This is a genomic window from Pseudomonas sp. PDM22 (genome assembly GCF_014851965.1).
GTDB lineage: Bacteria > Pseudomonadota > Gammaproteobacteria > Pseudomonadales > Pseudomonadaceae > Pseudomonas.
In genome coordinates this window covers 542,976-566,283 of sequence record NZ_JACVAR010000001.1, presented here as the reverse complement: position 1 = coordinate 566,283, position 23,308 = coordinate 542,976, and the positions used below count along the sequence as shown (strand labels likewise).

Below are 23,308 nucleotides of genomic sequence, written 5' to 3'. Positions count from 1 at the left end.
GAGAGCAACAACGTTAATCAGTCCCTCTAGGCTCATCGCGTTGTCCTCGTTTGCATTTCCTGGGCATGAGCGCGCCCGTCGCTGGAATACAGGCGCTCGCGCCGGTGATTCAGCGTTCGGAAATGGTGGAATTGAGAGGCTTTGAAACGGGGCTCTGGGGCGCGCCGCAGTGGTTATCTCACCACAAAATCAGGTGCTGGAACGGGGCTATGCCGAAGGCGAATGGGACCGGAAACGTAGTCCAACACTATCCAATTAAGCCCATTCACTCCGCTCGGACATGCACGACCGGCATCGCCCAACACCAAGGGCTCTGCCCTTGTCATCCCGCTCTTGCCGCCGAGGGCTCGGGAGCGCGGGGCGGAGAAGCTGCCCCACGCTCACCGGCCGAGGCTGGTGACGGGCACGCGTTCAAGGGTTCGCTCCGCCCGTGCTTCCGTTCGCCGGAACGGTAGGGCTGTTCCGACGAGCCGGGAGCGCGGCCCTTGAGCGCGGATCGTTAGGGTGGGCGATGCGGTCCAGTACGTTGCCGGAACCATGCCGGTCGCGGTGCCGCATCACCCGGATCGTGCGAATGTCGGACCAGAACAATTCGTTCGGGTAGTGCCCCTCGCCGTTAGCCGCGACGACGAGGAAATAGGGATCACTGTGAACGCCTTCGAGTGCCAGGACGACGCCAACAACATGAAGCAGGCACCAGAGCGGCTCGGGGTCTTGTTCCCATACCAATTCGAAGAGGACGGTTTGGCCCAGATAGGTAAGGGCGCTCTCGGTATCCAGGGCGACGCGGTTGCTAGTCATTGCTGTAGTCCCCCGCATCGAAGTTCTCTTTGCCACTGAGCAGCTCAGCTCGGAAGCGGACCATGTTCACCACCTGCATTCCCCCCATGGTGGTGCTGGGGATGGTGCCGTTACGCACCCACTCCTCAGCCTCTTCAACACTCACGCCGCACATTTCTGCGAAGGCGGGGACGGTGCAAATGTCGGGGCTCGATTGGTGTTCGGTCATAGGGGCATCTCCTTTTCCATAAGCTGGCTGGTGAACAACGCGACGTTGACCAACACGTGCTTGCCGACCTTCTCGTGAGGGATGTAGCCGTTGCGAATCCAACCCCAGACAACGTCATGACGGTCGCCCATGCGAATCCAGTCGGCGAACTCCCTCCAGGGCATCACCGGAGGCGGGCTAGAAAGGTCTTTTTGAGACGGGTTGAGTCCTTCTACATTCATGGCCTTTGCTGCACTATGCTGGTCAATACTGGCAACAGCTAAAGTCAGATTGACTCTAGCTGAAATGAAGCATATTCAGCTCAAGTCAATTTGACTAGAGTCTATTTAGATGAATAAGTAATGATCAAACAGCGCGTCATAACCATTTTGTCGTGGTCCGATATCCGGCTGCCTAAGCTGGAGGAACTGACCGGCATCAGCCGCTACACCTGGAGCAACCTGAAGAACCCGTCCAAGAACAGGGAAATCAAAGAAGAGGAAATTCTCGCGATTGCAAAGGTTTTCCCGCAGTTCCGTTGGTGGTTGCTGACAGGCGAAGTGATGCCAGAGGTGGGGCAGACCAGTCCCGACTACGAAGACGCGAATCAAAATTTGGCCAATCAAGGCGCGGGATGACGCTCACCACTGAAGTGAGCAAACGCTGGTTCGCATGGCGCTCCAGCGGACGAGTGATAGTGGAAAAAAAAGAGGCCAGGTCTGACGCTCTTGTGATCAGACAGCCTTTCAGGAAGCAGGGACGAGACGTGCATGGATAAGCGCGAGACTGACGAACAACTCAAAAGCCTGAGTTTCGACATGGATGAGGAAATCGACGATCGCAACGAACGTCGAGGCCGGAGAGCCGCGCCACCTCGCCACGCCCACACTCCCATGGATCCCAGCCACGCCATCATTCTGGCCGCTATCATCATCGTCGGCGGTCTGTGGGGTGGGAAGCTGCTCTACGACTACATCCAGGAACAGCGAATCAAAGCCGCACTCAACGAAGCTGCTGCCTATATGCAGCAGACCATGCAGCAGGCCGAGCAAAACTCCAAGCGTGCGCAGGCAGAAATGCAACAGCGAATAGCGGCAGAGGAAGAGGCTAGAGAGCAACGGCGCGCTGATCAGCTCGCCCAGGTGCAAGCGGAGAAAGCCAGAGCTATACAGGAACAGCGCTTCCAATCCTCCCAATGCCAGTTCTGGTGGCAGCAACACAGCCAGAACCCTACTGCGCGTACTGCACAGAAGAAGGCTGAAGCTTGCGAGGATTGATGCAGACCTCCTCTTGCTCAGTCAGATTTGAAAAGTAATGGAAAGATGAGCCCGTCTCCTTTTAGCTAGCGTGTTTGAAATACCAAATATAGATCGTCTTGCGATTCATAAACTGATGGTGGGACTGGGAATGCAGAGATGGCTTCGCACCAACGAGAAACAAGAGTTTATATCCTCAGTTCGGATGGTTAGCGAAAGCTTGCTATTGACCAGAGGAAATCTTGAAAGCTGGAAATGGGTAATTATATCGATTCACAACGCAATGCAAGCCGCTATGGTTATCAGCTTAAGGGCTGGTAACAATCTCAGAGTAATGCCAGCCAAGCTTGCAGAGAAGTGGCTCTCAGCATATCAGGAAGATAGGCCGCTACCGGAGGAGCGAATGGATTCCTTCGGAAATCTCTATTCTAAAGTCAAGAACGAACAAGTCATGGGTTTCTTTGTTCATAGCAGAGCACTTCCCGCCACAGATGAGTTGGACAGGAGTATGGAAAAAGTATTGGACTTGAGAAATCAATTCATTCATTTTCTGCCTCAAGGCCTGTCGCTCGAACTATCCGGTATGCCTGCTATTTGTTTGTCTATACTAAAAGCTATTAAGTTTCTAGGGTGGGATTCTGGAAACGTAATATGGATGAGCGAGTTAGAAGCTCAAACCGCTCTCAACGAGGTTCTCCGGGCGACGGCTATCGCTGAAGAACTGAAAGTTGAATATGAAAAGTAATGGTGAATTCCTCGAAATATTGAGCCTATTACTTTATGAAGTATTGGCGTGCTTAAAGAGAAACTAAAATAATTCTATTCCTCTAAGTAAGAAAGGAGTTAGCCTTGAGCGGGAAGAAATTTTCGTGGCCGAAAATGCCTGACTCCAACTCGGAATTCGAATCTCTAATGAGGGCAATCGATGATGAACTTGCCGAGCGCAAGCTCGAGCCCTGGAAAAGACCTCTCCATATAGGGCGTTTACTGTGGGAGGCTTTTGGCTGGGGAGGAAACATATTCCCCCCGAAAGAACTCGCTTACCAGGAAGGTTTTAGCGGAGAGATCATAATTGCAAAGGCAAATAAATGGTATGAAGATGTATATGGCGATCATCTGAAGTTGGAATTTGCTTTTGGATTTGCTCCACTCAAGGTAGGTAACTCAATTTGGCGTATTCGCCTGGGTCACTTCTACGGAACAGTGAATTTCTTCATTGACAAAAATCTTAACAACAAAGGATTGAAACTTTCTACGCCAAAAGACAAAAGCGGAGCGGGATGCAACATACTTTGCGAAATAGAAGGTCTTACGCAGGCATATTCAGACCGACTGAACGATAATGACCTGGTCGCGATATTTAACTTCTACAAACTTCTTATCAAGTGCTTCACGTGGCGAGAGAGACTGCCCGCAAACGAGCTGTTTAGGATCTCTTCCGCAGACTACGAAGAGTCCACCTCCAGTCTTTTGGCGAGAAATTTTGAACAGTCCATGTGGGCCTCGCAACAGTCAGCCGAGAAATTAATTAAAGGAATTCTGGAGAAAGCTGGGTTAAATTACGAAAAGGGAAGAAAAGGGCATGACCTAATATTTCTTGCCGAAAGTTTAAAATCCGGAGTCGGCATAAATATTAGTAAGTCCCTGCTTGATATTGCCAACAGTTCTCCGAATGTCCGATATGGTGGGGCTTCTCATACAGAGGCGAGTGCTCTTCAAGCAAATCATGCGGTATTGGGAATAATGTCACAGATAATCGACCACCCCGGCACCTCCCAGGTTTTAGGTCTTTAAACCGCTAAGCTCATCGTGCGAATGTGTCGAGAAAGTGTCGAAATCACTCGCCGCCACTTACTATCAATGGCCTATATGCCCCTTCTGAAAGCCCCTTTTTCTGCGGTGTTAGCCAATAATGACCATCAAAGGCCAACCCCAAAAAGGGGTTCAAATCCCTATCTCTCCGCCATTATTGCAATGGCTGAAGCCCCTGAAATTCCTAGCGTTTCAGGGGCTTTGTCTTTTCTGCGCCAGTGCCAGTGCCGAAAAAGTGTCGAAGCCCTCGACGCGAGCCTGCTTCCGTTCCCTCAGCGTCTGCAGCAAAATGCCACGAGCATGGACAGCCTGAGCAGCAACGGATGCGCACTCACTACGTTTTGATCGACTACGAAAGCATTCCCGTCAGATCACTCGATCTGCTGCAGGAAGCGCACTTTCGCTTGCGGGTCTTCCTGGGGCCGAACAACTCCAAGCTATCGACTGACCTGGTCATCGGAATTCAGCGGATGGGGGAGCGCGCCGACTACGTCCGGATCGACGCCGCAGGCCCCAACGCACTCGACTTCCATATTGCCTACTACCTGGGGCGCTTCGCCCTGGAAGATCCCACGGCTTCCTTCCACGTCATATCGGCTGACAAGGGCTTTGATCCCCTCCTGAAGCACCTGGAGAGCAAAGGCATCCTGGCGACCAGGTCCGAAAGTATCGAAGCCATGCCGTGCTTCAAGGAGCTTCCCGCCTTGCAGGCCACCCTGGCTGCCAGTGCCGCGAGCGCCCAGGCCTCCCAGCCGGTCAAGAAAGCACCGGCAAAGACCGCTCCCGCGAACGATGCGCACCTGAAGACAGTCATGGTCGACTTGGTGCGTCGCAAGGCTTCAAAACCGGCCTCCACCAAAACGCTGATCAGCACCATCCGAGCAACCCTCGGCAAGGACGTCCCCGCATTAGAGGCTGATCGCGTCTACCAGGCCCTGTGCAAGCAAGGCTTCGTAAAGGTGAAAGGACTGAAGGTCAGCTATTCACTGCCGGAGCGTGTCTAGCGTTCTCAGCGGATTAAATCGCACAGCATCCTGCAGGTGATCCGGCGACAGGTGTGCATAGCGCATAGTCATCGCCAACGACGTATGCCCCAGGATCTTCTGCAGCGTCAGGATATTCCCGCCATTCATCATGAAGTGCGACGCAAACGTGTGGCGCAGTACGTGGGATGCCTGGCCAGTGGGCAGGGCGATACAAGTCTTGATGGTCTGATCGAAGCTGTTGCGGCAGTTCGAGAAAGTCCCGTATCTGGTGAAGTGATCCTGCAGGGCATCCTCGAGGACGCTATCGATAGGCACTGACCGAGCCCCGCTTCGACTTCGTGTTCACGAAGGTCACGCAACCACCGCGAACTCGTCCAGGAACAAGCCCCTCAGCCTCTCCCCAGCGCGCTCCCGTTGCCAGACCAACCCTCGCCACCATTTCCACGTGCGGCGTCTTACAGCGCTTCCTGATGACCTCAAGCAGCGTGCGGATCTGTTCCTCAACCAACCAGGTCAACTCCCGCTCCTGGAGCTTGAGCAACTTCACCCGCTGCAGCGGATTCGCATAGTCAATCTTGCCCAACTGGTGCAGCTCGTTGTACACCGCCCTTAGATACGCCAAGCGGTTGTTTAAGGTCTGGCCATACGCCCCTGACGCCAACTGCTGCGCCCGATACTCCGTGTAGCAGTTATCCGTCAGATGCAGCGCCACCGGGTCGTCCAGGTCATCGCTCAGTTGCAGCAACAGCCGCGCGCGGTTTACACCGTCACTCCGCGCTCGGCCATGAAGAACGCTCCAGCGTTCGACCAACTCGGACAGCCGCCGGCGATCCTTGGGATGAATCGCCCCTAGTTTCCAAGACACTCTCCGAGCTCTGGAAACAGTGCTTTTCAAACTCCACTGGCGATAGCTGCATAGCGCTACTGTGCCGGCGTTTGGCGTTATAAAACATCTCGATGTAATCGAACACATCACTGCTTGCTTCGTCGCGGGTGGCGTAGGTTTTCCGTCGGATGCGTTCCCGCTTCACCAACTGGAAGAAGCTTTCCGCTGCCGCGTTGTCATGGCAGTCGCCGCGTCGACTCATGCTGCTGATCAGATTGTTGGTCTTGAGGAAACTCTGCCAACTTGGGTTTGCGCCGCCACACCGCCATCAGCAAGGCATCGATGGCCAGGTCGCTGCACATCCGTGGCTTCATCGGCCAGCCAACCACCTGGCGTGAAAACAGATCCAGCACCATCGCCAAGTACAACCAACCCTCATAAGTGCGGATGTAGGTGATTTCAGTGACCCAGACCTTGTTCGGTTCACTGACGTTGAACTGCCGCTCCAGGCGGTTGGGCGAGGCCGCCGCCGGCTTGCCCCCGTAATAACCGGGGCGCCGACGATAGCCGGTCTGCGAGCGCAGCCCTTCTCCCCGCATCAGGCGAGCCACGCGGTGCCGGCCACAGGCCTCCCCCAGCTCACGCAGGTCGTCGTGGATCTTGCGATCGCGTAGACCCCGCCGCTTTCCAGCCAGGCATGTTTGATCAACCCGAGTGGACGCTGGTCTTCCTGCGCGTACGGATTTCGGCTCGGACAACCAGGCGTAGTAACCGCTGGGATGTACTTGAAGGTCTGGCAGACACGACGTACCGGGCACTCCGCCGACAACTTGTTGATGACGGCGCACTTCAGCCGGACTCCTTGGCAAAGTACGCGGCGGCCTTTTTAAGATATCTCGCTCTTCGGTTACCCGCTTGAGTTCCGCACGCAGACGACGCAGTTCGGCCTGTTGATCATCTTCTTGCTGCCGCTGTTCCCGGGGCTTGCTGCAGCGCTTGATTCAGGCATGCAGGCGGTGCACCGACATGCCCAGCCGCGCTGCCACCTCGGCGACGGGAACGCCGCGCTCGGTCACTTGCTTGACCGCTTCGATTATTAGTTCTTCGGGGTAACGCTGGTTGCTCATGGCATCTCCTAATGGGCCTCATCATGAGGTTTGGAGGTGTCTAAGAAACGAGGGGTGATTAATTTACAAGTACTGGCTACATTGTCGGCCGCATGACGCAAACTGCTTACTAAAAAGCTAGTTGCGTGCCTTATGTCGAGGCACGCCGCTCTGTGCTCCAAGATCAGACTCCTGCGTCTTGGCATGTCTTGGGATTTGCTTTGCTTTTTAATCCGTTCTTCAGAGCAAGAAATGGCTTTTCGATCAAATTCCAAGATATAGCCCCTGCGGCCCATGATGCAGGGACTGATATGGCTATGATCCAGTAAGGGCCTGCCCAGGGCAGTAGGTTTGCTGCTACTTGTTGTATCGGAAAGGCATAGAGATATATTCCGTAAGAGTAGTCTTCAATGTGGCTGGGCAGTTTGATTTTCTTGCAATAGGCGAAAAAAATCGTCGCGTAACAGATGGTTATATTTAATATCGCGTCAGCGGCGTCTGAGTTTTTGAATACTATGCACAAGCCAAAAAGACCAGCCAAAAGCAACGGGCTATATGGAATGCGTGATCTGAAGACGTAAAGAAGAGCCCCAGAGAGGAATAGACAGGCTAGTTTTATAGTGCCGGTTGAGAATTGCTCTGTTGTAAAATGGAGAGTAATTAGTATGGCAAAAGCTGTTGGTATGGAATTCTTAAATGGTATTCTTGGGTATATGGAAAGAATTGCTGCAGAGGCCATGAGTAGATACATTCTCATCTCTACAGGAATCGTCCACAGGCTTCCGTTAACACTGGTTCCATTATTGGTTTCAGTGAATTTAACATCCGGCAGGTTGAATTGGGTGCTGTTAAATACTGATAGCGGTTTTAGTAGGTAGGTGTATGTTGTGCTGCTCGAAAAGTAGTCTCTTGCAGGTAGCGCGGTGAATATGGGGCCAATCACAAAGGCCATCAGCAAGAGGCAGGCAATGAGTCCGGGATATATCCTGAGGATCCTAGAAATCATATAGTCTTTTAGACTGTTTTTTTCTGCGCTCGCCGTAATAAGGAATCCGCTGACGACGAAGAATATGTCAACTCCGATTCCGTGTATTGGAGTAGGTATGCCCAGGGCTATATGAGGCTCTATGCAGTGGCCACATTGTGTCGCTGCAAGCGGGAATGAGTGGCCTATTACTACCGCTGTAGCAGCTAGCAGGCGAATAAATAAGAAATTATTGTCGCGACCGCGAGCGCCAATTGTGTCAGCTAGAGACTTCATAGCAACCTTTGCTTTGCATTTTTTTTGAAAGTACCGTCCCCTTTGATCTTAAGGGGGTTTCCAGCAGCCTGTAGCTTATTTCTGAAAAGCTTAGCGTCATTGCTAGGAAAGATAGTATGTAAAATATTGTGTGTGGTGTGTCAAAGTTTGTTGGCGTCGGAGCTGTCGGTGCGCTGAAAAAAAATTGTTTTGTAAGGGAGAGGCATATTACGTGAGTCAAATATATTGAGTAAGATCTTGACCCAAGGTAATTCATTATTCTGGATATATAGTTATTCTTCGTAAAGTAGCGCTGATTGTAACTTGCAATCCAAACCAGAACGGCTGAACCGACTGCGGTCAGGCCCATCGCAAAAGGTAGCGGGGGGAGTGGGGCGGTAAGGCTCGCCAGCAGAACAATGGCCCCGAGTAGAAGGGGGGTTAGTATGTAGCCATTATTTAGGAAGGTGGGCTCAACTCTTTCGTATGATTGCGATCCATGCCAAAGGGCAAGAAGGACGCCGAACGAAATAGCATCGGTGCGCACGGCCCATAGCTCTGGAGTTGGGTGTACGAGTTGTCGATTGATAAAAAACTGGGCCAGAATCAGCACAACAAAAAAAACAGGCATCCAGCGCTTACCGAACAGCACCGCAATCAACGGAAGCGCAAAGTAAAATTGGTTCTCTAGAGAGAGGCTCCAATAGATTCCTGTATCTCCAAGGGTCCCCGCGTCTCGCGCTGAAGAGTATATGATATTGAAGTATTGGAATGCCGCAGCTGTGGCGGATGGAAGTATTTTGTTGAACTCAAGGAAGACGCCTTTATTGCTCAGGAAGTAGGAGCAAGCTAGGCATATACATATCCAGAATAGCGCAGAAGGCATTAGTCGCCAGAATCTTCTTACCCAGAATGGTGCGGAAAATTTGATGAATGACGACCATGATCTAGAGTCTGGGATTTCGTTCTTTATTGACTTTGTAATGATAAATCCGGATACGCAAAAAAATAAATCTACCCCATATCCAAATCTAAAATTTTCTAGAATTATCCAGTATTGTGAAGTGGGTGAAAGTATGACTGCGATGTGAGCCAGGATAACGAGGATAATTGCGAGCGCCCGGAGCGCTTCAATGTCACCGTTCTTCTTCATTGTTGCGTGATCGGCTGTCTGCATAGTCGTATTTATTAATCCTGCATAATCGACACGCATTCTAACCAAGGCCCGCCTCACGCGGGATTTTTTGTTTCTGGAGAAAGCCATGGACATCCGTTCCGTTTGCCACTCGATCATCGAGCCGGCGCTGTTGCTGCTGCCCGCGAAAATGGAAAACCCGCAGGCGGTTGTCATGCGGCTGGCCATTGGGCTGCAGGAGTAGCGGTTCACCTAGTGGCGCCAGATGGGCAATGGTCCGCCGAAGTCGTTCTGGCAGGCGGTGCAGGGCGGCGGGATGGTGACCGGCCTTCTGCGGTACCGCGTCGAGAGCGTCCGCGACCTAGCCACCGGCCTGTACGCCGTGTGCGGCGTACAGGCCGCAACGGGTGTGTGGAGCGCCATTGAGCACGGCGACGTTCTGGCGGCCGCCTTGGCGCGTCTGCTGCTTCATACCGGTCCAGCCCGCCTGCCCGAGTTGGGCAAGGAGTCCGTGGCCTGGAATCTTTACCTGCGTACCTGGAGGCCGGGTGCCTATGATCGCGGCAATCCCGTCCTGCGCGCCGACCTGCGGAAGAAGTGGGCAGCGAATTACGCCGCGGCGCTGGAGGCGACCCAGTAACTGGCGGGTGGAAGGCGGCAGCGCTGGAGCTTTCGGCCCGCGCCGCCAGATCAGAGACTCAGGTCTTACGCGGCCTGCAAGGGGGCACGGTTAGGCGACATATGGTTCAAATCCCTATCTCTCCGCCATTACATATGGCCAGAACCCCTGAAATGCCTAGCGTTTCAGGGGGTTTGTCTTTTTGGGGCTGGCAATCGGTCAGCGGCAAAGGCAGCTTCTGCCTGTCTGCGACCCGCTCTGGGCGACACGGCACGTCATTCTCCTTTCGCCACCAAAGCCTTTCCATTGCCGGACCAACTTCGAGTTGCCTCGTCCGACGTGGCGATGCATGTGCGTTGCCCGCTTATTACCGCGTATTGGCCGCACATCCAGGCCGTCACATTGATGTGCCTTCCGAGCTGCCGGAGAATCGGGTCATGGTTCAGGAGCCGGAGGCAGAGATGCTGAATGACTTTCGCTGCGGCAGCTGCAGCAGGTTGCTTGCGCGGGTGGGTGAATACACCCAAATACAAGTGAAGTGTGTCCGTTGCGGCGCGCTTAATCATCTGAAGGCCTCGAGCCTCCACCCATCGCCTTTGAGCGAAACGACTGCAGCATCGGCTGCTCAATAACCTCTTCGTTTCTTTTCGGGTGAATTCATAATGACGACCGTAACTGAAAAACTGATTCAACTGGCTCAGGATGGTTACTATCCGCAGGCCTTCACGGGGTTGGCTGCTGTAGGTGGTGACTCGGCGCTGAATTATCTGCTGGAGCAGTCCTATGTTCCGGCGAGAGTTGATGCTGTGATTCCGGCGTTGGGGCAGATCGGTGGCCAATCGGCCGTGGCCCGTCTGCAAGAGTTCGCGGCCAGTGACGTCGACGCTACGCGAGCCGGCGCTTATCAGGCGCTGGCAGTCACTGGCGAGCCATTTGTGGTGGACTTCCTCTTCGATGCCATTGCTGCGGAGTCGTCGCCGATCTTCAAGAGTATCGCCGTCAACTCCCTGGTTCTCGCCCTGCAAAATCAGTAACGCGCTGGCCCGGCGATAACGCCGGGCCTCTTCTCATCAAGCATCATCCGCAATACCCATCCATCTTCTGCCGATTCCCCTCCGTGGGATTCGCCTGGTACTGCTGCCGCCAGAACTGGCACGGCGCGCTGTTGAAGCGCTTTTCCTGCTCCGATTTCTCCACTTGTCGATTCTGCTGTTCCTGCGTGGCCTGCTGGCGTTGCAGGTACTGCCGGAACATCTCTTCGTTACTGCGCGCTGGCGGGGGACTGGTCGAAGTTTCCGCAGATGGTTGCGCGAGGCGGGTGACGACGGCGGTCGGAAGGTCGGGCCAGATCAGCCAGGCGGTGGCGGCGACGGCCAGGCAGCCGAGCCAGATGCCGGTGGCGATGGCGAGGGTGAGTTTCCAGAATCCGAAGGTGGGCTGCGACATGGGCTGAGGCTTTGGCTGGCTATGCCCCACTGATAACTCATCCGAGCCCTGAAGGGAAAGGGGCAAGCCCGCGGCGCTGGGGCGCCGCGGGCGGGTGCTCACTTCGGAGCGGCAGCGGACTCGTAGGCTTCCAGGGCGCGCAGGGAGTAGATGTAGGCGGCGCCGGCATTGAGGGAGATGGCGGTGGCCAGGGTCTGGGCGATCTCGGCTTCGGTGGCGCCGGCCTTGCGCGCGGCCTCGGCATGCACGCCGATGCAGCCGTCGCAACGGGTGGTGATGGCCACGGCGATGGCGATCAGTTCGCGGGTCTTGGCATCCAGAGCGTCGCCGTCAGCGGCAGCAGCTTCCAGGGACTGGTAGGCAGCGATCATCTTCGGGTGTTTCTTGCCCAGGGCGCCGAAGGCTTTCTTCACGGCGGGGACGTACTCGGACCAGTTGAACAGCATGGTGCTTCTCCTTGAGGCCGGGAGGGATGGGGTGTGGCCTTGAAGCTTAGTCTGCGTCAGCCGGCGTGCCGGGTATTGTCTGTTCCGCTCAGATTTTTCATCGATGCGCTCGACTGCTTTGCGGCAGCCCGGCACACGACCTGTCAGCGGGCGTCGAGGATTTCGTAGCGCTGGCGGGCGCTGCCGGTGCCGACTTCCACTTCGTCGCCGGGGTGGCGATGAAGCTGCGCGCTACCCAGCGGTGCGCGGGTAGTGATGACGAGGATTTCGCTGCCTTCGCATTGCACCTTGAGGCCGGCGCCATCCGGGCCGATGAAGACCCAGCGCTGCTGATCTTGCTCGTTGACCAGTTGCACCAGGGCACTGGTCTGGATGCCTTGTTCTTCATCGAAGTCGCGCAGTTGCAGGTTCTCGAACAGCGCCAGGGCGTGGCGGATCTCCTCCACGCGGCGCGACTGGCCGGCGGCAAGGTAGGCCGCTTCCAGGCCGAGGGTGTCGTACTTGTTCTCGGCGATGTTCTCCTCGTGGGTCGCGGTCTCGTGGGCCGTCTGTGCGGCGCGCACGGCGATCTCCAGGTCTTCGGCGAGGCGGGAGAGGATCAGTTGGTAGGCGCGTTTCTTGTCCATGGCGACAGGCTGGAAATAAAGGCGCCTATCCTAGGGGCTTTGCCAGGCCGTGCGAAGGAGCTTTCAAGATTTTCCTGCGGTGGCCGATAGAGCGGCTGAATTCCCGGAACAAAGGACATCCGGCATGAGCCTTTCCATCACCCCCGCCATCCAGACTTTTGCCACCCAGCTTCGCGTGGCGAGCGATGCCAGTACATCGGCAGTAACTGCCAATGAAAGCGCCGGCAGCAATGCTGAAAGCCCGCGTCTGCAGGCCGGCGGAACAGCACCGAGCGGCAAGAGCAGCAAGAGTTCCGGCAGTTCCGGAAGCTCCAGCACGACGGTCGAGCAATTGCAGAAGCGCCTGAAGGAATTGCAGAAGCAGTTGCAGCAGGAGCAGCGCGAGCTGGCCGAGGCGCAGCGGCGTCATTACTCCTCGGAGGCCGAGCGGACCGCCGCGCTGATGGCGCTGCAGAGCCGCATCGCCAGCACCAGCGCCGCCATGCAGCAGACTGCTGCGGCGCTGGCCGAGGCGATCCGCCGGGGAGGCGGCAGCGGCAGCGGCTCGATGGTCAGCGACAGCGCCTGAAGTGAATCAGTAACCGCTGAGGATGTTGACGATCACGCCGCTGGCGATGGCGACCAGGATGTAGTCGCCGTTGACGTACAGCCAGCGATGGTCGCGTGGCGGTGCGTACAGGTGACGGGCGTGCCAGTCGGTAACCCAGTAGCGGTCGCCGCGATAGCTCGGCTCCACGACCACGCCGCGGCGCCAGTCGCGGTGGGGCACCGGCATGCCGGCCTGCGGACGGTAGTCCGGGTTGCGATAGCCATGGGCGTTGTTCTGGCCGGGGCGTGCCTGCTGGTTGTAGCCGCCCTGTGGCGCGCGCTGCGGCTGCTGGTGCTGCTGTTGCGGCCCGCGGTTGTCCTGCCGGTCCTGGCCGTTGTTCGGGCCATTGTCCGGACCGGGGCCGGGCTGGGCGAAACTGGCCAGCGGGCTGCCAAGCATCAGGGCAGCACAGAGCAGGGCGACGGACTTCTTCATGGTGTTCTCCTGGCGCAACCGCAACGGCGGTGCGTATTTCTGCTTTCATCGTCCCGGACGATCCGGGTATTTCATCTGACCGCAGTGCTGCGTCAATGAGTGCCAAGGCTAAGTAAATGTCTGGTAAAGAGTTTTTCCAGTTTGTCAGCTTGTGGATACAAAGCCGGGCATGAGTCGCCAGGAGGTGGCTGCGTCCTTTTACCTTTGTGCGTATTCAGCATTTGATGATATGTTTGCAGTAAATGCACTGGATGGAGTCCCGCCATGAGCGCTCTGCTGATGGAAAACCCGGCTGCCGATGCCGTCCTAGCGAAGGCTGTGCTGACTGCCCGTGAACACCTGGCAATGACCCAGCAGGAACTGGCTGCCATCGTCGGCGTGGACCGCAGCGCGGTGAGTCGCTGGAAGCAGAACGGCCTGCGCGTGGACAGCAAGACCGGCGAACTGGCGCTGCTGCTGGTGCGCATCTACCGCGCGCTGTTCGCGCTGTTCGGCGGCAACCATGAAGACATGCGCCACTTCCTGCGCACCGAGAACCGCCACCTGGGTGGTGTGCCGTTGGCGTTGATGGAGCAGGTGCAGGGCCTGGTCGCAGTGGTCGAATACCTGGACGCCATCCGGGGCAAGGTCTGAATGTCCTTCGCAGCCGGTGCCCGTCTCTGGGCGAAGCATGAGGATTCGGTCATCGCCCCCATTCGTGGGCGCCTGGTGCGTCTGGTGGAAAGCCAGGGCCAGGTGGCGACTTTGCAACTGGTGGACACCCTGGAGGAGCAGGCGTTGCTCGAGGAGTTGCTGGAGACCAGCAAGCCCCGCATGCCACCGCCCGCCGAGTCGCTGCACTATCTATTGAAGACGCCGTTCCGCTATCCACCGCTACGCTGGGGCTCGCGCTTCGGCCGGCGGCATGAGCCGAGCCTGTTCTATGGCGCGCTCAAGCTGGAAACGGCCATGGCGGAGTCGGCGTTCTACCGCTTCGTGCTCTGGGAAGGGATGGCGACGCCGCCGCCCAGTGGGCGAATCCTTTCCGAGCATGCTTCGTTCGAGGCGCGTTTCCAGGTGCAGAAAGGCGTGCGCCTTCACCTGCCGCCGTTCCGTGAGCACGAGGCGCTGCTCGATCCGCAGGATTACAGCGTCACCCAAGGGTTGGGTAGCGCCATGCGCGATGCGGGTGTGGAAGCGTTCGAGTATCGCTCGGCGCGTTGTCCGCAGGGCGGTATCAATGTGGCGTTGTTCGTTCCCGCAGCGTTTACCGAGAAGCGTCCGCGCAATCTGATGCCGTGGCTGTGCGAGACGACTTCCGAGTACGTCGCCTTCAAGCATGCGCAGGTGCCCGACAGCCCGCGACTCTACCGGCGCGAGCAGTATCTGGTGGATGGCAGGCTGCCGCATCCGGCCTGACCGTTCATCGTTTTGCCACTGTCGTGTCATGGTGAGCGGTGTATGTTTCGGGATGGCCAAGCAGGGAGCGCCAGACCATGGATATACGGATAGCCGTCCATCCCAGCGACGATCGTCGCTGGCGCGTGTACCTCAACCAGTTCTTCTACGACTGCAATAGCCGCAGTGCTGCCGAGCGCATTTATGCGCGGGTCAGCGCCGCCGAGCGGCAGTCGATTCAGCTTCCCGAACCACCCCGCATCGTCCGGCCGCAGCGACTGCCGCGCCGCCAGGTTCAGATCGCATGAAATTCTCCGGGTAACGGCGTCGGAAGACGGAGCTTCCGGCGCGCGCGTCGCCTGTGTTGAATGCACTGTCTGCCTGAGAATACTTCTTATCCACTGCCCTGAAACGGGGCGGTCGGCTGCTGCGTGGCGCGCACTTGTGCACAATGCTGACGCACTCTGTCAAGTCCCCGAAACATTGCAGTTGGCCACCTCGTGAATTTCCTTGCGTTTTTTAACTTGTTGAAAAATAAAGGAAATTTCTATTGGTGAAAAAATCACCAATCTGTCACACGGCCCCAGTTCACTGGGGGTATGGGCAGTTTTAAGCAAGTTCTCCACTGAGTTATCCACAGCTTCTGTGGATTGTCCCGAGCGCTTGCTCAGGAGCCTTGTTCCAGGGCCTTTACAGCGGACGAGGGCTCATCGCGCGGGTGACTGTTAGACTGGCGCGATCCATTGCCACACCCGGAGTTCTGCATGCCCCTCGATCTTTCCGCCCTGTTGCTCGGTGCGCTCGCCGGATTGCTGCCCATGGCGGCGCTTGCCTGGCGTCTGCAGGCGCGCAGGGTGGAGGTGGAGCAGGAGGCAACCCTTCTGCGCGAGCGCCTGGCCACCGCGCAACTGGCACAGGACGGGCTGTCCGCCCAGGCCGAGGCGGATCGCGAGGCCTTCCAGCGCTTGAGCGGCCGGCATGGTGAACTCTCCGCCGAGGCAGCGGCATTGCGTCGTGAGGTCGAACTGGGCAAGGACGAGCGCGCGCGCCTGGGTAACGCCGAGCAGGACTGGCAGGCCGAGCGTGCCGACAAGGAAGTCGAGCTGCGTCGACTCTCTGCCGAGCATGCAGCGCTCTCGGCCGAGCTGCGCGAGCAGCAGGAGAATCACCAGCAGCGCCTGGGCGACCTGCAAGCGGCGAAGGATGACCTGCGTGCGCAATTCGCCGAGCTGGCCGGGAAGATCTTCGACGAGCGCGAGCAGCGCTTTGCCGAGTCCAGCCAGCAGCGCCTCGGGCAACTGCTCGACCCGCTTAAGGAGCGCATCCAGTCCTTCGAGAAGCGCGTGGAAGAGAGCTACCAGGCCGAGGCTCGTGAGCGCTTCTCGCTGACCAGGGAACTGGAGCGCCTGCAGCAGTTGAACCTGCGCCTGGGCGAGGAAGCCACCAACCTGACCCGCGCGTTGAAGGGCCAGAAGACCCAGGGCAACTGGGGCGAACTGGTGCTCGAGCGGGTGCTGGAGCATGCCGGCCTGGAGAAGGGCCGCGAGTACGAAACCCAGGTCAGCCTGCGCGCGCCGGATGGCGAGCGCTTCCAGCCCGACGTGCTGATCCGCCTGCCTGGCGACAAGCAGGTGGTGGTGGACGCCAAGGTGAGCCTGACCGCCTACCAGCAGTTCATCGCCGCTGATGACGAGGTGATCCGCCAGCAGGCGCTGAAGGCCCATGTGCTGTCTTTGCGCAGCCATGTGAAGGGCCTGTCCGACAAGGATTACCGCCGCCTCGAAGGCCTGCACAGCCTCGACTTCGTGCTGCTGTTCATGCCCATCGAAGCGGCCTTCTCGGCGGCGCTGCAGGCCGAACCGAACCTGTTCCAGGAAGCCTTCGAGCGCAACATCGTGATCGTCAGCCCGACCACCCTGCTGGCGACGCTGCGGGTGATCGACAGCCTGTGGCGCCAGGAGCGGCAGAACCAGAACGCCCGCGAGATCGCCGAGCGTGCCGGCGCGCTGTACGACAAGTTCGTGCTCTTCGTGCAGGACCTCGACGAGATGGGCACTCGCCTGCAGCAGCTGGACAAGACCTACGCGGCGGCGCGCAACAAGCTCTGCGAGGGGCGTGGCAACCTGATCAGCCGTGCCGAGCAGGTGAAACTGCTGGGTGCGCGGGCCAGCAAGAACCTGCCGACGGATTGGCTGGAGCGGGCACTGAGCGATGATGCGCCGCTGGTGGAAGAGGGCGAGTAACGCGGGTCTGCGTTATCGCCTGAACACCTGAATTTCCTTGTAGGAGCGGGCCACGCCCGCGATCGCGCGCATGGCGCGCTCCTACAGGTACGCACCTTCAGAACAGTGAGTAGGGCTTGCCGGCCGTCCCATCGGCGAAGCGCCGTAGCCTGAACGCATGAAGGTCCATCCCTGGTTCGCCCTTGTGAGTCCACTGGCTCATCAGCTGCCCGACGATGGGCCCCATGGCGAAGCCGTGGCCGCAGAACCCGGTAGCGATCAGCAGGCCAGGCACTTCCGGCGGGGCGTCGAGCACCGGGATGCCGTCGGGCAGCACATCGATCAGGCCTGCCCAGCTTTCCACCACCTTCACATCGCGCAGCGCCGGGAATGCTCTGGCGAGATTTTTCTGTGCCTGGAAGACGCGCGCGGTATTCGCCTTCACCTGCGGATCACGCTCGCCGAGGACCGGGCCGTTCACGCTTCTTTCCGAGCCGGGCAGGCGCTGGCACAGATCGTGGAACAGTGCGCCGTTGAGCTTGAAGGAGAAGCCCGTGCGGTGTTCCGGCAGGTGCGGCAGGTAATGCCTGGCACCGCGCAAATAGTCGAGATTCAGGTCGATGTCGGCCTGGGTTTCGTCGGCGAGGTTGAGGCTGCCGTCGGCGCGCTGACGGAAGCCGATGCCGTGGCCGATGAAGCTCTGCGCGCCGACATCCGGCCCGGGGCTGGTGCGCGAGACGGTGCAGCGCACGGCCTGTTGCGGCAATGTCAGCCCGAGGCTCTGGACCAGGCGCCAACTGCTGGCACCGGCGCAGACCAGCAGTTGCCGGGTTTTCACATAGCCACGCTCGGTCTGCACGCCGCAGATGGCGCCGGCGGCGCGGTCGATACCGGTGACGCCGCAGCCTTCGACGAATACGGCGCCGCGCTCCATAGCACGCAGTGCATAACCTGGAGCGACGCGGCGCGGCTCGGCCTGGCCGTCATTGGCGGTGTAGAGGGCGCCAAGCGCAGGGTCGCTCAGCGCCGGCATCAGTTGAGCGACTTCTGCGCGACCCAGCAGGCGGGTGCCGAGCCCGAAGTTGGCGGCGACCTTCAGCCAGTCCTCGTACTTGTGCTGTTGCTCCGGTGTTTCAGCGAGGTACAGGCAGCCGCCCTGACGCCATTCCAGCGGTAGTTGCAGCTCCTCTTCAAGACGCTCCCACAGCGGAATGGCGGCCATCATCAGCGGCACTTCCGCCGGGTCGCGCGCCTGCTGGCGGACAAAGCCCCAGGCGCGGGTGGACTGCTGGCTGGCGAGGCCGGCCTTGTCCAGCACCAGTACGCTCAGGCCAAGGCCGGCGAGCTGCCAGGCAGTGGCGCAACCCATGATGCCGCTGCCGGCGATGACCACGTCCACCTGCTCCGGCAGGCGCTCCAAGCGGGAGGACAGGGCGGGGTGAAGCGGGTAGGTTCCCATCGGCATACGGCGGCATCCCTGAATCGAGTAACGGATGCCGCAGTATGCGATCGGCGCGCGCCGCGCATCCACTGCGCGGGCGCGCCGGCAGGTGTTACGAAGCGCGCGCGGCCCGGCTGGCAGCCGGCGAGCGGGCCAGGTAGTCCAGCGCTTCCTGGGTATTGGCCTCGTGGTCGGGGTGGTACCAGGGCTTGAAGTAGCGCAGGAAGCTGGTGGCCACCGAGCTGATCTTCGGCAGCACGCCGGACTTCGAACCGTCGCGCCAGATCGCCGCAAAGGAGCGTGGCCGGGTGATGCTCGGGTCCTGTCGCGACAGGGTGCGGGTACCGAAGGCGAACAGGTAGATGATCAGCGGCCAGACCACGAACATCCACAGCTGGCGGCTTATGAAGGTGCCGCCCAGGTGCACGTGCAGGTCGTGGGCGACGTTGCGGTGCTCCACCTCTTCGGCGCCGTGCCAGCGGAACAGGTCGAGCAGTACCGGGTCGGCCTTGGCGCGGTCCAGCGCGTCGGCCTCCAGGATCCATTTGCCCAGCACGCAGGTGAAGTGCTCCACCGCCGCGACGATGGCGCAGCGCTGGCCGATCCACCAGCGCTTGAGCCAGGCCGTGCGATTGAACAGGGTAAGTCCCAGCGGCGTGTCGCTGAGCAACTGTTCGAACAGGTAGTCCATGACCTTGATATACCGCGTCGAGTCGATGCCGTGGTGGCTCAGGTAGCGCTCCAGCGCGCCATTGTGGGCGCGGGCATGCATCGCCTCCTGGCGGATGAAACCCTGCACGTCGTCGCGCAGACGGCCTTCCTTCACGAAGGGCAGGGCCTTGTTGTACAGCCGGCAGAACCACAGCTCGCCGGCCGGCAACATCATGTGGATGACATTGACCACGTGCGAAGCCTCGGGCTCGCCGGGAATCCAGTGCAGGGGCGAGTCGCTGTAGTCGAACTGCACCTTGCGTTGCACCAGCTTGTGATGAGGGTTGTTCATGGGGATTCTCAGGCAGTCAGGTTGAGGCGGGCGAACAGGCGCGACAGCCAGGGCATGAAGCGCCATTGCAGGGCGCCCAGATGCACTTCGCTGCCAACCTTCACCACCGGCTGGTTGCGTTCCACCGCGCGGGTGATACGTTCGCCGACGGTGTCCGGGCTGAGCCGGCGCCGACGGTAGAAGCGCTGTACCTTCGCGCGGTGTTTCGCCTGTTGTTCGTCATCCAGTCCGGCGAAGCGCGTGGCCTGGACGATGCCGGTATCGACGAAGCCCGGGCACGCCGTGCTGACGCCGATGCCATTGCCCGCCAGCTCGGCGCGCAGGCACTCACTGAGCATCAGTACCGCCGCCTTGCTGGTGGCGTAGGCCGGGTAATTGCGTGACGGCGCGAAAGCCACACCGGAAGCGACGTTGACCAGGTGCCCTGGCTTGCCGCTCTCGACCATCTGCTTGCCGAACAGCCGACAGCCGTCGATCACACTCCACAGGTTGATGCGCAGCAGGCGCTCCCATTCCTCCGGGGTGGTCTTGAGCATCGGCCCGGCCATGCCGATGCCGGCGTTGCTGACCACCACGTCGGGCACGCCGAGGCTGCTCTTCACCCACTGCGCGAAGCGTTCCATGGCGGCGCTGTCGCCCACGTCCACGCAGTAGCTGTAGGCGCTGGCCCCCACCGCGCGGGCCAGTTCGGCGCTGCGCTCGGCGGCGGCCGGGTCGATGTCCGCAGCCAGTACGCTGGCGCCGCGTTCGGCGAAGCTCAGCAGGGTCGACCGCCCGATGCCGCCGCCCGCGCCGGTGACCACCACCAGCTTGCCGGCGAACGGGCCGGCACCGGGTTTCAGTGCGGCGCGCTGCAGTTCCGGCGTGGCTTCGCCGCCTTCGATGTGGCTGACGAATTCGTCGATCCAGCTGCCCAGTCGGGTCGGGTCGGCGAGCAGTTGCCAGTGTCCGGCGGTGACGTCACGGCGCCACAGGCGTGGCGCCCACAGCGAGAGTTGTTGGAACAGTTGCTGGCCGACATAGCGGTCGCGCGTTGGCACGATGAGTTGCACCGGCACCTCGGTATGGCGCTTGCGCGGCTTGAAGATCGAGGTGATGAAGTTGGCCCGGTAGAGCTTCACGCCATGCTCGCCGTCGCTGGCCTGGTGCGGGTTGCGTGCGGGGTTGCGGATGCCCTCGACCTTGCGCAGGTACTGCGGCCAGGCCTTCGCCGCGCCGAAGCGCCACGACAGCGACGGCAGCAACGGCAGATGGAAGTAGTAGATGTACCAGGAGTGCAGCAGCTGGCTGGCCATCTGCAACAGCGCGCGCGGTGTCTTGCGGCGCAGGCGATCGCGCATCCAGAAGCCGACGTGGTCCAGGCAGGGGCCGGAGACGCTGGTGTAGGAGGCGATGCGCGCGCGCAGCTGCGGATCGGTGACGCTCTCCCAGGTCTGAATCGAGCCCCAGTCATGGGCCACCAGGTGCACCGCGCGCTGCGGGCTGACCGCATCGAGCACGGCCTTGAGGTCCTGGCTGAGCAGTTCCAGGCGGTAGTCGCGGGTCTTGCGCGGCTTGTCCGATTCGCCTGCGCCGCGCACATCGTAGGCAACCAGTTGGTAGCGCCCGGACAGGCGACGGATCAGCGGCAGCCAGACTTCATGGTTGTCCGGATAGCCGTGGACGAACAGCACCATCGGCAGGTGCGGTTCTCCCCAGCGCCACACGGCCAGGCGTACGTTGCCCGATTGCACGTCGAGGCGCTCCGGCGTCGGCAGTGCCTTTTCCAGCATCGCGTTCATGCCACCTCCCGCCGCGCCGGGGCGCTGATCAGGCCGCGGGCGATCCAGCGGCGCACGTGGGGCAGGTCGTCGTCCAGCCAGTAGGCGTCGTCTGCGGTGACCACCAGCAGCTCCTCGAACTTGGCGCCCACGCCGCGCAGCCCCAGGTGTGGCTCGACCGCCCAGAGGCCGGGTGTCGGGGCGTGTTGCGAGCGGTCGTTGCTCGACCACAGCGGTGACCAGCCTTCGCGGCGGCCGGTGACCAGAGCGTTCTTCATCAGCGTGGCGATGTTGCGCACGCCGAAGCGCGCCAGCGAGGGGCCGCTGTCCCGCGCGCCGAGTTTTTCCACGCGGTGGGCCAGCACTTCGAAGGGGTAGGCCTTGTGCCGCGGCAGGGTGCCCTGGCGCTGGCAGAGGCGGTCGACCGACTGGCTGACTTCGGCCAGCGGCAGGCGCCGGCGGACCTGTTCGACGATCAGGTTGCGGTGCGCCAGCAGGTCGTCCATCAGGCGCTCCACCAGCAGGTTGTGGCCCAGCGCGCCGGAGTAGCCGACGTCGGCGGTGTAGGCACCCAGGGTCGGCGCGCAGTCGAGGATGAAGGGCATGCCTTCTTCCAGACGCTGCTTGCCGGGGTAGAAGGCCAGGTTGAAGCCGCCCAGGTGGCGCAGGCCGTCGAAGCCCTTGAACGAGGTGCGCGGGCCGAACCAGGCGAAGGGCTGGTGGAACCAGTCGCGCACGCCGTGATCGAGCAGCCAGGTCTTCATCAGGGCGGCGGTCTCGCGCTCGCTGATGCCCGGACGCAGTTCGCCGGCAATGGTTTCGCAGCAGCGGTAGGCCAGTTGCTGAGTCTCGCGGAAGTGCCGCAGGTCTTCGGGGGTGGGCACCCAGGCGCCTTGGGACATGACTTTCTCCAGGCTGGTTGTTGTTATCGTGACATTGAGCAATGTCACGATCGATGCTGACCCATTGGCGGTCGATGCGCCATGCCGTGCGCGCCGGGCCTTGAGTGTTACCGGGACGCGGAGCCGCTGGCGGCGCGGGTTGTGGAGCGGCGGGGGATTTGCGGCGGGTGCAGTTCCCGTCTTTGGTTGGGCTGCCGGGCTGTGCGGCGGATCACTTTGGGACTAGTGCTTTCGATTGTTCTGAGGGCGCAACGGTGACTATCATCCGCGCCATGAGCACACCCCTGAATCTGCTGCAGCGCCTGCTGCAACGCCCGGACGATGCGCCCTCCACGGTGGAGGACGAGCGCGAGTACACGGTGGATGAGCTCGCCCGCGAGGGCGGCACCACGGTGCGCAACCTGCGCGCGTATCAGGATCGCGGCCTGCTGCCGCCGCCCGAGCGCCGCGGCCGCGCCGGGGTGTATTTCGCCAGCCACCTGCGCCGGCTGCGGCTGATCAACCGCCTGCTGGAGCGCGGCTACAACATCGCCAACATCAAGGAGCTGCTGCAGAGCTGGGAGCATGGCCACGACCTGGACCATGTGCTCGGCCTCGACGAAGCCATCGTCGGCCCGTGGAATCTGGAGTCCCCCGGCAGCATCGAGTTCAGCGACTTGCAGGCACTCTTCGGCGATGAGCTCGATGACGCGGTGATCGACCAGGCGCTGGCGCAGGGTTTGCTGGCCTTCGATGGCGAGCGCATCAGCATTCCCAGCCCGCGCCTGTTTAACGCTGGCGTCGAGCTGTACCGCGCCGGTATTCCGCTGGCGGCACTGCTGGATCATCTGGCGGTATTGCGCACCGACACCGAACACCTGGCCGCCGGCATCGTGCGGCTGGTGGTGACCCATCTGGTGGACAAGCCAGGCGCCGACCTGCTGCCCGGCGCAGCGGACCTCGAGCGCCTTGCCGAAGTCTTCCAGCGCCTGCGGCCGGTGGCCGAACAGGTGGTGCTGGTGGAGCTGGCGCGCGGCCTGAAGCGTTCGGCCAACGAGATGCTCGGCGAGCGCGTCGGGGAAATCCTCCGGCGGCTGGAAACTCCGGAGTAACG

Annotated in this window: 30 protein-coding genes and 1 pseudogene; 14 read left to right on the top strand and 17 right to left on the bottom strand. The window is 60.0% G+C overall.

Annotated features, from left to right (window positions below):
* Positions 1-411 precede the first annotated feature (411 nt).
* Genes IB255_RS02710 through IB255_RS02700 form a run of 3 tightly spaced genes read right to left on the bottom strand, consistent with a single transcriptional unit; the run spans position 412 to position 1,230 of the window.
* On the bottom strand, positions 412-801 hold the full coding sequence (locus IB255_RS02710) for a hypothetical protein (RefSeq protein WP_081520177.1): 390 nt from the start codon (positions 799-801) through the stop codon (positions 412-414).
* Positions 794-1,009, bottom strand: a complete 216-nt coding sequence (locus IB255_RS02705; protein WP_081520178.1) for a hypothetical protein — start codon at positions 1,007-1,009, stop codon at positions 794-796. The genes IB255_RS02710 and IB255_RS02705 overlap by 8 nt, the downstream gene beginning before the upstream one ends.
* Positions 1,006-1,230 (bottom strand): hypothetical protein, encoded by a 225-nt coding sequence (locus tag IB255_RS02700; protein ID WP_081520179.1) that lies wholly within the window; start codon positions 1,228-1,230, stop codon positions 1,006-1,008. Before IB255_RS02700 ends, IB255_RS02705 begins: the two co-directional genes overlap by 4 nt.
* Positions 1,231-1,350: 120 nt before the next feature.
* Here IB255_RS02700 and IB255_RS02695 point away from each other — a divergent pair, with 120 nt between their 5' ends.
* The 5 genes from IB255_RS02695 (at position 1,351) to IB255_RS02675 (ending at position 5,060) form a co-directional block, all read left to right on the top strand.
* Complete coding sequence (locus IB255_RS02695; protein ID WP_033998342.1) at positions 1,351-1,626, top strand: hypothetical protein; 276 nt, start codon at positions 1,351-1,353, stop codon at positions 1,624-1,626.
* A 132-nt stretch (positions 1,627-1,758) separates the two neighbouring features.
* Complete coding sequence (locus tag IB255_RS02690) at positions 1,759-2,265, top strand: hypothetical protein (protein WP_081520180.1); 507 nt, start codon at positions 1,759-1,761, stop codon at positions 2,263-2,265.
* Positions 2,266-2,395: 130 nt separating this feature from the next.
* Positions 2,396-2,989 (top strand): hypothetical protein, encoded by a 594-nt coding sequence (locus tag IB255_RS02685; RefSeq protein WP_139791669.1) that lies wholly within the window; start codon positions 2,396-2,398, stop codon positions 2,987-2,989.
* 104 nt (positions 2,990-3,093) lie between these two features.
* Positions 3,094-4,038: a HEPN domain-containing protein gene (locus tag IB255_RS02680; RefSeq protein WP_081520182.1), complete on the top strand. Its 945-nt coding sequence runs from the start codon at positions 3,094-3,096 to the stop codon at positions 4,036-4,038.
* A 341-nt stretch (positions 4,039-4,379) separates the two neighbouring features.
* Positions 4,380-5,060, top strand: a complete 681-nt coding sequence (locus tag IB255_RS02675; protein WP_081520183.1) for a PIN domain-containing protein — start codon at positions 4,380-4,382, stop codon at positions 5,058-5,060.
* Here IB255_RS02675 and IB255_RS02670 read toward each other — a convergent pair.
* From IB255_RS02670 to IB255_RS02655, 6 genes and pseudogenes are all read right to left on the bottom strand, one after another.
* Positions 5,040-5,880, bottom strand: a pseudogene (locus IB255_RS02670) (tyrosine-type recombinase/integrase); the annotation flags it as partial. The gene IB255_RS02675 and the pseudogene IB255_RS02670 overlap by 21 nt on opposite strands.
* Positions 5,810-6,130, bottom strand: coding sequence for an IS3 family transposase (locus IB255_RS30750; protein ID WP_225594642.1), 321 nt, complete (start codon positions 6,128-6,130; stop codon positions 5,810-5,812). The pseudogene IB255_RS02670 and the gene IB255_RS30750, both read right to left, overlap by 71 nt.
* Positions 6,105-6,800: an IS3 family transposase gene (locus IB255_RS02665; RefSeq protein ID WP_230986169.1), complete on the bottom strand. Its 696-nt coding sequence runs from the start codon at positions 6,798-6,800 to the stop codon at positions 6,105-6,107. Before IB255_RS02665 ends, IB255_RS30750 begins: the two co-directional genes overlap by 26 nt.
* Before the next feature lie 69 nt (positions 6,801-6,869).
* Complete coding sequence (locus IB255_RS30745; RefSeq protein WP_225594641.1) at positions 6,870-6,995, bottom strand: transposase; 126 nt, start codon at positions 6,993-6,995, stop codon at positions 6,870-6,872.
* A gap of 163 nt (positions 6,996-7,158) precedes the next feature.
* On the bottom strand, positions 7,159-8,235 hold the full coding sequence (locus IB255_RS02660) for an acyltransferase family protein (RefSeq protein ID WP_081520184.1): 1,077 nt from the start codon (positions 8,233-8,235) through the stop codon (positions 7,159-7,161).
* Positions 8,219-9,478 (bottom strand): acyltransferase family protein, encoded by a 1,260-nt coding sequence (locus IB255_RS02655; RefSeq protein ID WP_225594640.1) that lies wholly within the window; start codon positions 9,476-9,478, stop codon positions 8,219-8,221. Before IB255_RS02655 ends, IB255_RS02660 begins: the two co-directional genes overlap by 17 nt.
* 136 nt (positions 9,479-9,614) lie before the next feature.
* Here IB255_RS02655 and IB255_RS02650 point away from each other — a divergent pair, with 136 nt between their 5' ends.
* From IB255_RS02650 to IB255_RS02640, 3 genes are all read left to right on the top strand, one after another.
* Positions 9,615-9,989 carry a hypothetical protein gene (locus tag IB255_RS02650; RefSeq protein WP_225594639.1) on the top strand — a complete coding sequence of 125 codons (375 nt, stop codon included), beginning with the start codon at positions 9,615-9,617 and terminating at the stop codon, positions 9,987-9,989.
* A 440-nt stretch (positions 9,990-10,429) separates the two neighbouring features.
* Positions 10,430-10,600: a Com family DNA-binding transcriptional regulator gene (locus tag IB255_RS02645; protein WP_081520350.1), complete on the top strand. Its 171-nt coding sequence runs from the start codon at positions 10,430-10,432 to the stop codon at positions 10,598-10,600.
* A gap of 30 nt (positions 10,601-10,630) precedes the next feature.
* Complete coding sequence (locus IB255_RS02640; protein WP_081520186.1) at positions 10,631-11,002, top strand: HEAT repeat domain-containing protein; 372 nt, start codon at positions 10,631-10,633, stop codon at positions 11,000-11,002.
* 43 nt (positions 11,003-11,045) lie between these two features.
* On the opposite strand, the gene IB255_RS02635 is transcribed toward IB255_RS02640, so the two are convergent.
* The 3 genes from IB255_RS02635 to IB255_RS02625 form a co-directional block, all read right to left on the bottom strand.
* Entirely contained in the window at positions 11,046-11,414 is a 369-nt protein-coding gene (locus IB255_RS02635; protein WP_081520187.1) for a hypothetical protein, read from the bottom strand.
* 98 nt (positions 11,415-11,512) lie between these two features.
* Positions 11,513-11,860: a carboxymuconolactone decarboxylase family protein gene (locus IB255_RS02630; RefSeq protein WP_192209779.1), complete on the bottom strand. Its 348-nt coding sequence runs from the start codon at positions 11,858-11,860 to the stop codon at positions 11,513-11,515.
* 143 nt (positions 11,861-12,003) lie between these two features.
* Positions 12,004-12,486 carry a transcription elongation factor GreAB gene (locus IB255_RS02625; RefSeq protein ID WP_192209778.1) on the bottom strand — a complete coding sequence of 161 codons (483 nt, stop codon included), beginning with the start codon at positions 12,484-12,486 and terminating at the stop codon, positions 12,004-12,006.
* Positions 12,487-12,610: 124 nt separating this feature from the next.
* Between IB255_RS02625 and IB255_RS02620 the strand changes: the two genes are divergently transcribed.
* A complete protein-coding gene (locus IB255_RS02620) occupies positions 12,611-13,054 on the top strand; it encodes a hypothetical protein (protein WP_081520189.1) in 444 nt (147 codons plus the stop codon).
* A gap of 6 nt (positions 13,055-13,060) precedes the next feature.
* On the opposite strand, the gene IB255_RS02615 is transcribed toward IB255_RS02620, so the two are convergent.
* Entirely contained in the window at positions 13,061-13,510 is a 450-nt protein-coding gene (locus tag IB255_RS02615) for an RcnB family protein (RefSeq protein ID WP_081520190.1), read from the bottom strand.
* A 264-nt stretch (positions 13,511-13,774) separates the two neighbouring features.
* Between IB255_RS02615 and IB255_RS02610 the strand changes: the two genes are divergently transcribed.
* The 4 genes from IB255_RS02610 (at position 13,775) to rmuC (ending at position 17,130) form a co-directional block, all read left to right on the top strand.
* Positions 13,775-14,143: an antitoxin Xre/MbcA/ParS toxin-binding domain-containing protein gene (locus IB255_RS02610; protein WP_192209777.1), complete on the top strand. Its 369-nt coding sequence runs from the start codon at positions 13,775-13,777 to the stop codon at positions 14,141-14,143.
* The gene (locus tag IB255_RS02605; protein WP_081520192.1) at positions 14,144-14,908 is read left to right on the top strand and encodes an RES family NAD+ phosphorylase; all 765 of its coding nucleotides are present in this window, start codon (positions 14,144-14,146) and stop codon (positions 14,906-14,908) included.
* 77 nt (positions 14,909-14,985) lie between these two features.
* Positions 14,986-15,195 carry a hypothetical protein gene (locus tag IB255_RS02600; protein ID WP_139791670.1) on the top strand — a complete coding sequence of 70 codons (210 nt, stop codon included), beginning with the start codon at positions 14,986-14,988 and terminating at the stop codon, positions 15,193-15,195.
* A 510-nt stretch (positions 15,196-15,705) separates the two neighbouring features.
* A complete protein-coding gene (rmuC, locus tag IB255_RS02595) occupies positions 15,706-17,130 on the top strand; it encodes a DNA recombination protein RmuC (protein ID WP_192209869.1) in 1,425 nt (474 codons plus the stop codon).
* Between the two features lie 97 nt (positions 17,131-17,227).
* On the opposite strand, the gene IB255_RS02590 is transcribed toward rmuC, so the two are convergent.
* The 4 genes from IB255_RS02590 to IB255_RS02575 form a co-directional block, all read right to left on the bottom strand.
* On the bottom strand, positions 17,228-18,574 hold the full coding sequence (locus IB255_RS02590) for an NAD(P)/FAD-dependent oxidoreductase (RefSeq protein ID WP_192209776.1): 1,347 nt from the start codon (positions 18,572-18,574) through the stop codon (positions 17,228-17,230).
* A gap of 88 nt (positions 18,575-18,662) precedes the next feature.
* Positions 18,663-19,553: a metal-dependent hydrolase gene (locus IB255_RS02585; RefSeq protein ID WP_192209775.1), complete on the bottom strand. Its 891-nt coding sequence runs from the start codon at positions 19,551-19,553 to the stop codon at positions 18,663-18,665.
* An 8-nt stretch (positions 19,554-19,561) separates the two neighbouring features.
* Complete coding sequence (locus IB255_RS02580) at positions 19,562-21,334, bottom strand: SDR family oxidoreductase (protein ID WP_192209774.1); 1,773 nt, start codon at positions 21,332-21,334, stop codon at positions 19,562-19,564.
* Positions 21,331-22,215, bottom strand: a complete 885-nt coding sequence (locus IB255_RS02575) for a M24 family metallopeptidase (protein WP_192209773.1) — start codon at positions 22,213-22,215, stop codon at positions 21,331-21,333. The genes IB255_RS02580 and IB255_RS02575 overlap by 4 nt, the downstream gene beginning before the upstream one ends.
* 392 nt (positions 22,216-22,607) lie before the next feature.
* On the opposite strand from IB255_RS02575, the gene IB255_RS02570 reads away from it, so the two are divergent.
* Complete coding sequence (locus tag IB255_RS02570; RefSeq protein ID WP_230986170.1) at positions 22,608-23,306, top strand: MerR family transcriptional regulator; 699 nt, start codon at positions 22,608-22,610, stop codon at positions 23,304-23,306.
* Positions 23,307-23,308: the final 2 nt, after the last annotated feature.

What these genes read in the sequence shown, in the direction of transcription:
- IB255_RS02685 (WP_139791669.1), top strand. Translation starts at nt 2,396, where the DNA reads ATGCAGAGATGGCTTCGCACCAACGAGAAACAAGAGTTTATATCCTCA.
- IB255_RS02675 (WP_081520183.1), top strand. Translation starts at nt 4,380, where the DNA reads ATGCGCACTCACTACGTTTTGATCGACTACGAAAGCATTCCCGTCAGA.
- rmuC (WP_192209869.1), top strand. Translation starts at nt 15,706, where the DNA reads ATGGCGGCGCTTGCCTGGCGTCTGCAGGCGCGCAGGGTGGAGGTGGAG.
- IB255_RS02700 (WP_081520179.1), bottom strand. Translation starts at nt 1,230, where the DNA reads ATGAATGTAGAAGGACTCAACCCGTCTCAAAAAGACCTTTCTAGCCCG.
- IB255_RS02605 (WP_081520192.1), top strand. Translation starts at nt 14,144, where the DNA reads ATGTCCTTCGCAGCCGGTGCCCGTCTCTGGGCGAAGCATGAGGATTCG.
- IB255_RS02635 (WP_081520187.1), bottom strand. Translation starts at nt 11,414, where the DNA reads ATGTCGCAGCCCACCTTCGGATTCTGGAAACTCACCCTCGCCATCGCC.
- IB255_RS30750 (WP_225594642.1), bottom strand. Translation starts at nt 6,130, where the DNA reads ATGAGTCGACGCGGCGACTGCCATGACAACGCGGCAGCGGAAAGCTTC.
- IB255_RS02610 (WP_192209777.1), top strand. Translation starts at nt 13,775, where the DNA reads ATGAGCGCTCTGCTGATGGAAAACCCGGCTGCCGATGCCGTCCTAGCG.
- IB255_RS02640 (WP_081520186.1), top strand. Translation starts at nt 10,631, where the DNA reads ATGACGACCGTAACTGAAAAACTGATTCAACTGGCTCAGGATGGTTAC.
- IB255_RS02615 (WP_081520190.1), bottom strand. Translation starts at nt 13,510, where the DNA reads ATGAAGAAGTCCGTCGCCCTGCTCTGTGCTGCCCTGATGCTTGGCAGC.
- IB255_RS02630 (WP_192209779.1), bottom strand. Translation starts at nt 11,860, where the DNA reads ATGCTGTTCAACTGGTCCGAGTACGTCCCCGCCGTGAAGAAAGCCTTC.
- IB255_RS02705 (WP_081520178.1), bottom strand. Translation starts at nt 1,009, where the DNA reads ATGACCGAACACCAATCGAGCCCCGACATTTGCACCGTCCCCGCCTTC.
- IB255_RS02590 (WP_192209776.1), bottom strand. Translation starts at nt 18,574, where the DNA reads ATGCCGATGGGAACCTACCCGCTTCACCCCGCCCTGTCCTCCCGCTTG.
- IB255_RS02695 (WP_033998342.1), top strand. Translation starts at nt 1,351, where the DNA reads ATGATCAAACAGCGCGTCATAACCATTTTGTCGTGGTCCGATATCCGG.
- IB255_RS02710 (WP_081520177.1), bottom strand. Translation starts at nt 801, where the DNA reads ATGACTAGCAACCGCGTCGCCCTGGATACCGAGAGCGCCCTTACCTAT.
- IB255_RS02655 (WP_225594640.1), bottom strand. Translation starts at nt 9,478, where the DNA reads ATGGCTTTCTCCAGAAACAAAAAATCCCGCGTGAGGCGGGCCTTGGTT.
- IB255_RS02650 (WP_225594639.1), top strand. Translation starts at nt 9,615, where the DNA reads ATGGGCAATGGTCCGCCGAAGTCGTTCTGGCAGGCGGTGCAGGGCGGC.
- IB255_RS30745 (WP_225594641.1), bottom strand. Translation starts at nt 6,995, where the DNA reads ATGAGCAACCAGCGTTACCCCGAAGAACTAATAATCGAAGCGGTCAAG.
- IB255_RS02690 (WP_081520180.1), top strand. Translation starts at nt 1,759, where the DNA reads ATGGATAAGCGCGAGACTGACGAACAACTCAAAAGCCTGAGTTTCGAC.
- IB255_RS02600 (WP_139791670.1), top strand. Translation starts at nt 14,986, where the DNA reads ATGGATATACGGATAGCCGTCCATCCCAGCGACGATCGTCGCTGGCGC.
- IB255_RS02575 (WP_192209773.1), bottom strand. Translation starts at nt 22,215, where the DNA reads ATGTCCCAAGGCGCCTGGGTGCCCACCCCCGAAGACCTGCGGCACTTC.
- IB255_RS02625 (WP_192209778.1), bottom strand. Translation starts at nt 12,486, where the DNA reads ATGGACAAGAAACGCGCCTACCAACTGATCCTCTCCCGCCTCGCCGAA.
- IB255_RS02660 (WP_081520184.1), bottom strand. Translation starts at nt 8,235, where the DNA reads ATGAAGTCTCTAGCTGACACAATTGGCGCTCGCGGTCGCGACAATAAT.
- IB255_RS02585 (WP_192209775.1), bottom strand. Translation starts at nt 19,553, where the DNA reads ATGAACAACCCTCATCACAAGCTGGTGCAACGCAAGGTGCAGTTCGAC.
- IB255_RS02645 (WP_081520350.1), top strand. Translation starts at nt 10,430, where the DNA reads ATGCTGAATGACTTTCGCTGCGGCAGCTGCAGCAGGTTGCTTGCGCGG.
- IB255_RS02580 (WP_192209774.1), bottom strand. Translation starts at nt 21,334, where the DNA reads ATGAACGCGATGCTGGAAAAGGCACTGCCGACGCCGGAGCGCCTCGAC.
- IB255_RS02620 (WP_081520189.1), top strand. Translation starts at nt 12,611, where the DNA reads ATGAGCCTTTCCATCACCCCCGCCATCCAGACTTTTGCCACCCAGCTT.